The sequence below is a fragment of the Spirilliplanes yamanashiensis genome, assembly GCF_016863475.1.
Taxonomy (GTDB): Bacteria; Actinomycetota; Actinomycetes; order Mycobacteriales; family Micromonosporaceae; genus Spirilliplanes; species Spirilliplanes yamanashiensis.
This window is the reverse complement of the sequence record NZ_BOOY01000045.1, coordinates 1-5,248: the sequence shown is the minus strand read 5'-3', so window position 1 is coordinate 5,248 and position 5,248 is coordinate 1. Positions and strand designations below refer to the sequence as shown.

8 protein-coding genes are annotated in these 5,248 nt (G+C 74.5%); 5 read left to right on the top strand and 3 right to left on the bottom strand.

The window, feature by feature from the left end:
• Positions 1-1,032: zinc-dependent alcohol dehydrogenase family protein (locus tag Sya03_RS30345; RefSeq protein WP_203941890.1), on the top strand; the 1,032-nt coding region annotated here is incomplete at its 5' end.
• A 30-nt stretch (positions 1,033-1,062) separates the two neighbouring features.
• Here Sya03_RS30345 and Sya03_RS30340 read toward each other — a convergent pair.
• On the bottom strand, positions 1,063-1,215 hold the full coding sequence (locus tag Sya03_RS30340) for a hypothetical protein (RefSeq protein ID WP_203941889.1): 153 nt from the start codon (positions 1,213-1,215) through the stop codon (positions 1,063-1,065).
• Between the two features lie 186 nt (positions 1,216-1,401).
• On the opposite strand from Sya03_RS30340, the gene Sya03_RS30335 reads away from it, so the two are divergent.
• From Sya03_RS30335 to Sya03_RS30320, 4 genes are read left to right on the top strand one after another with little or no spacing between them, the layout of a single operon-like run.
• On the top strand, positions 1,402-1,815 hold the full coding sequence (locus Sya03_RS30335; protein WP_239107969.1) for an OsmC family protein: 414 nt from the start codon (positions 1,402-1,404) through the stop codon (positions 1,813-1,815).
• Positions 1,812-3,041, top strand: a complete 1,230-nt coding sequence (gene sqr, locus Sya03_RS30330; protein ID WP_203941888.1) for a type III sulfide quinone reductase, selenoprotein subtype — start codon at positions 1,812-1,814, stop codon at positions 3,039-3,041. The genes Sya03_RS30335 and sqr overlap by 4 nt, the downstream gene beginning before the upstream one ends.
• Before the next feature lie 4 nt (positions 3,042-3,045).
• Positions 3,046-3,360 (top strand): TusE/DsrC/DsvC family sulfur relay protein, encoded by a 315-nt coding sequence (locus Sya03_RS30325; RefSeq protein WP_203941887.1) that lies wholly within the window; start codon positions 3,046-3,048, stop codon positions 3,358-3,360.
• 13 nt (positions 3,361-3,373) lie between these two features.
• Positions 3,374-3,883 carry a DsrE/DsrF/DrsH-like family protein gene (locus Sya03_RS30320; protein WP_203941886.1) on the top strand — a complete coding sequence of 170 codons (510 nt, stop codon included), beginning with the start codon at positions 3,374-3,376 and terminating at the stop codon, positions 3,881-3,883.
• A gap of 42 nt (positions 3,884-3,925) precedes the next feature.
• Here Sya03_RS30320 and Sya03_RS30315 read toward each other — a convergent pair whose 3' ends face one another.
• On the bottom strand, positions 3,926-4,162 hold the full coding sequence (locus tag Sya03_RS30315; protein ID WP_239107968.1) for an acyl carrier protein: 237 nt from the start codon (positions 4,160-4,162) through the stop codon (positions 3,926-3,928).
• Positions 4,159-5,248: 2-oxo acid dehydrogenase subunit E2 (locus Sya03_RS30310; protein ID WP_203941885.1), on the bottom strand; the 1,090-nt coding region annotated here is incomplete at its 5' end. The genes Sya03_RS30310 and Sya03_RS30315, both read right to left, overlap by 4 nt.

Here is a 5,248-nt window from a genome sequence, read left to right as displayed (position 1 = left end):
CCCGGCAGTTCGACCGGGCGCGGTGACGCGACGATGCGCGCCTGGCAGACGCGGGCGCCGGGGCCGCTGTCCCGGCGCCCCCTGCACCTGACGGAGCGCCCGCAGCCGGCGCCCGGGCCGGGCGAGCTGCTCGTCGCCGTGGCCGCCTGCGGGGTGTGCCGCACGGACCTGCACGTCGTGACCGGCGACCTGCCGGTGCACCGGCCCGGCGTCGTGCCCGGCCACGAGGTCGTCGGCGAGGTCGCCGCCACCGGCGCGGGGGTGTCGCGGTTCCGGCCCGGCGACCGCGTCGGGGTGGCGTGGCTGCGCGAGACCTGCGGCGCCTGCGCCTACTGCCGCCGGGGCGCGGAGAACCTCTGCCCGCACTCGCGCTACACGGGCTGGGACGCCGACGGCGGCTACGCCGACCTCACCACGGTCGGCGAGGAGTACGCCTACCGGCTGCCGCCCGGCTACAGCGACGCGGAACTGGCGCCACTGCTGTGCGCGGGCATCATCGGCTACCGCGCGCTGCGCCGCGCCGACCTGCCACCCGGCGGCCGGCTCGGCATCTACGGCTTCGGCGCCTCCGCGCACCTGACAGCCCAGGTGGCCCTCGCCGAGGGCGCGACGGTGCATGTGCTCACCCGCTCCGCCGGCGCCCGCCGGCTGGCCCTCGACCTCGGCGCGTCCTCGGCCGGCGACGCCTACGCCGCGCCGCCCGAGCCGCTCGACGCCGCCGTGCTGTTCGCGCCCGTCGGCGACCTGGTGCCCGTCGCGCTGGCCGCCCTCGACCGCGGGGGCACCCTCGCCGTAGCCGGCATCCACCTCAGCGACATCCCGGCGCTGGACTACCAGCGCCACCTGTTCCAGGAGCGGACCCTGCGCAGCGTCACCTCGAACACCCGGCAGGACGGCCGGGCGCTGCTGCGATTCGCCGGCGAGCACCGGCTGCGCGTCGCGGTGACCCCGTACCCGCTGGACGCCGCCGACCGGGCGCTGGCCGACCTCGAGGCCGACCGCGTCACCGGGGCCGCCGTCCTCGTTCCCTGACGGATCGCGGCGGAGCCCCGGCGCGCCCGGTCACCGGTGCAGCTGCGACGAGGGCGTCCGCATGCCGCGGTGGGTGCGGCGCCGCGACCGGGTGTCGGGGCGGCACACCGGCGTCGCATCCTCGCGCACGTCGATCGCCGGAACGATCTCGCGTGGCTGAACGAGCGTCAGGAGCTTCTTCATGACGAGCCTCCCGCTGTGGGGTCCTGGTGCCAGCATCGCGCCGCCCGTCGCGACCGGGGCAGGGCCGGGATACCCCCGTCGCGAGGGCATCGGACCCGGATCCGGTCCGGCGGACCCGTCCGATCGGGCCGGTGTCCTCTGTGCCGGGCCCGGTGGTGCGCCCACGCTGGGCGCAGGAGGTGCGCCATGACAGTCGCGGACGAGATGGTGGTCCGGCCCGCCGGGGGCGAGAGCTACGAGATCGCCGTCCGCAACCACCGCCTGCTGGTCGACCAGCCCCCGTCGGCCGGTGGCGGGGACGCGGCACCGACGCCGACGGAGCTGTTCGTCGCCGCGCTGGCGTCATGCGTGGCGTTCTACGCCGGTCGCTACCTCACCCGGCACGGTGTCGCCCGCGACGGTCTCGCGATCCAGGCCGGCTTCGCCATGGCCGGCGACCGGCCCGCCCGGGTGGCCGCGATCAGCATCACGGTGACCGCCCCCGCCGGTCTGCCGCCCGGGCGCCGGCCCGGCCTGCAGGCCGTCGTCGAGCACTGCACGGTGCACAACAGCCTGGCGCGGCCGCCCGAGGTCGCCATCACCGTGGAGGTGGCGTCGTGAGAAACCTCGTCGTGCTCGGCGCCGGCACCGCCGGCACCATGGTCGTGAACAGGTTGCACCGCCGGCTGCCGCGCGACTGGCGGATCACCGTCGTCGACCGCAGCGACGTCCATCACTACCAGCCCGGATACTTGTTCCTGCCGTTCGGCGCGTACCGGCCGGAGCAGGTGGCGAAGCCTTCCCGGCCCCTGCTGCCGCAGGGTGTCGACGTGATATGCGCCGACATCGACCAGGTCATGCCTGAGCTGCGTGAGGTGCGGCTGGCAGGCGGCAGGCGGCTGCCCTACGACCGGCTGGTGATCGCGACGGGGGTCGAGCCGCGACCCGACCAGACGCCGGGCATGCTCGACGGTGGTCAGTGGCGGCGGAGCATCTTCGACTTCTACACCTACGACGGCGCGCTCCAGCTCGCGTCGGCGCTGCGTGACTTCCGCGGCGGCCGGTTGGTCACCCACATCGTCGACATGCCGATCAAGTGCCCGGTGGCGCCGCTCGAGTTCACGTTCCTGGCCGACGCCCACCTCCGCCGGCGCGGCATCCGCGACCGGACCGACCTCGTCTACGCGACGCCGCTGCCGGGCGCCTTCACCCAGCCGGTCGCGACCCGCCGGCTCGGCACCATGCTCGAGCACCGGGGCGTCACCGTGGAGCCCGACTTCCTCGTCGAGCGGGTGGACGGCACCACGCTGGTCTCCTACGACGACCGGCGGATCCCCTTCGACCTGCTGGTCACCGTGCCGCTCAACATGGGCGCCGAGTTCGTCGCCCGGTCCGGCCTGGGCGACGAGCTGAACCTGGTCCCGGTCGACCGGCACACCCTGCTGTCGCGGTCCCACCCGGACATCTTCGCCCTCGGCGACGCCAACGACATCCCGACGTCGAAGGCCGGGTCGGTCGCCCACTTCTCCGTGGACGTCTTCGTCGGCAACTTCCTCCAGCACATCGCCGGCCGGCCGATGACCGGCCGGTTCGACGGGCACGCCAACTGCTTCGTCGAGTCCGGCGACGGAAAGGGTCTGCTCATCGACTTCAACTACGACACGCAGCCACTGCCGGGCACGTACCCGCTGCCGGGCGTCGGCCCGTTCCGGCTGCTCGAGGAGCGCGCCGTGAACCACTGGGGCAAGCTCGCGTTCCGCTGGGCCTACTGGCACCTGCTGCTGCCCGGCCGCCCGATACCACTGCCGGCGCACATGTCGATGGCCGGCAAGCACACCGAGGAGTGACACCATGAAGGTCGCGACGATCGCCGGGCGCGCCGTCCACGTCGACGACGAGGGCTTCCTCACCGTCTACGGCGAATGGGACGAGGACCTGGCCGAGACGCTGGCCGCCCGGATCGGCATCGAGCTGACCGACGCCCACTGGAAGGCGCTGCGCTTCCTGCGCGACGACTACCGCTCCCAGGGGGAGACCGCCACCCTGCGGCGCGTCAGCGTCGTCGGCGGCATTCCCACCAGGCAACTGTTCACCCTGTTCCCGAAGAAGCCCGCGAAGAAGATGGCCTACATCGCCGGCCTGCCCAAGCCGCGCGGCTGCGTGTGATCGGAGACCTGCCATGACAGTTCACGCCGAACCCGCGGTGATCCCGGACTTCGACGGCGGCACCGCCGGGCGCAAGCTCGCCATCATCTGCTCCAAGGGCAACCTCGACATGGCCTACCCGGGCCTTGTGCTCGCGAACGCCGCCCTCGGCGAGGGCGTCGAGACGCACCTGTTCTTCACGTTCTGGGGCTTCGACATGATCACCAAGTCCCGCATGCGCGACCTGAAGTTCACGCCGCTCGGCAACACCGCCACCCACCTCCCGCAGGGCCTCGGTGGCCTGCCCGGCATGACCGCCGTGGCGACCCGTCAGATGAAGCGACAGATCGCCGAGGCCGGGGTGCCCGAGGTGCCGGAGTTCCTGGCCCAGATCGCCGACTCCGGCGGGCACCTGTGGGCGTGCCGGATGTCGGCGGACATGCTGCACCTCGACGAGGGCGACCTCTGTGCGGAGGTCGAGGGCATCATCAGCGCTGCCGACTTCATCGAGAAGACCGACGGCGCCCAGCTCCTGTTCATCTGACGATCCTGGCGGCTCCCCGGCCCCGTGGTGCGCGGCCGCCGGCTACGCCGACAGGTACGTGACGGTGTCGGCCAGGGTCGTCAGGTAGGGGTAGTCGTCCTCGTCGACGCGGCGGCCGGTGCGCTCGCTGAGCAACTCCACGAACTGCTGGAAGTCGAGCGAGTCCAGGGCGAGCGTCTCGCGCAGGTCGGCGGTGGGCGCGAGCCGGTCGAGGTCGGCCTCCGGGGCCACCTCGTGCAGCGCGCGGCGCACCAGCAGGGTCATGTCGTCTCTGTTCACAGCTCCTCCGGTCGGTGCAGCAGCCGGTTCACGGCGCGCAGGTAGCGCGCTCCGGTGGCGCCGTCGGTGGCCCGGTGGTCGGCCGCCAGGCTGGCCGTCACCAGGCGGCGTACGCCCAGCAGTCCGCCGACGGCCCACGGCCGGTCGGCGATCGTGCCGAACCCGACCAGCGCCACCTGGGGCGGATAGATCACTCCGATGATCGACTCGACGCCCTGGTCGCCCAGGTTGGACACGGTGATGGTCGGTGCGGTCAGCTCGCCGCCGCGCAGCCGGCCCGCGCGCGTGCGCGCCACCAGATCCCGGAGCCGGTCCATCAGGTCGGGCAGGGTGAGGGCGGCGGCGTCCGCGATGGCAGGCGCGACCAGGCCGCCGCCGCGCAGCGACACGGCCACGCCGAGGTGGACGGCCGGCGCGGGCTCGAACCGGTCCTCCCGCCAGAAACCGTTCAGCTCGGGCACCTCGGCCGCGGCCGACGCGGCGGCCTTGAGCAGCAGCGCCGCGGGGACGATGCGGCGCGGCACGGGCAGCAGCCGGTTGCGCTCCCGCAACCAGGCGAGCGCGTCGGTGAGGTCGATGGTCTCGGTGAGGTAGTAGTGCGGGATCTCCCGCTTGGACCGGGCCATGAGCGCGGCGATGACACCGCGCATCGCGGCGGCGCGCGAATCGGACGCCGGCGCGGGTGTGGGTGCGGGCGCGGCGGGCGGCTGGGCGCGCTCGACGTCGGCTCCGCGGATGGCGCCCAGGTACCCGGTGCCGGTCACGCCGGACAGGTCTACCCCGGCGGCCGCCGCCAGCCGGCGGGCCCGGGGCGAGATCCTGCGCCGCCCGGGCGGGTGGCCGGCGTGGTCGACGTCCGAGCGGGTCACCCGGCCGCCCGGGCCGGTGCCGTGGACCGAGCCCAGGTCGACGTGCAGCGCCACCGCTTCCCGGCGCACCAGCGGGGAGAGGACCGGCGACCGCCCGGCCCGGCCCGCCGGGGTGGTGGCCGGCGTGCCGGCCGGGGCGGGCGGCTGCGGCGCGCGGGGCGGTGCCGCGGGTGCCGCGGGTGCCGCGGGTGCCGCGGGCGGCGGGGCGGCGGCGGGG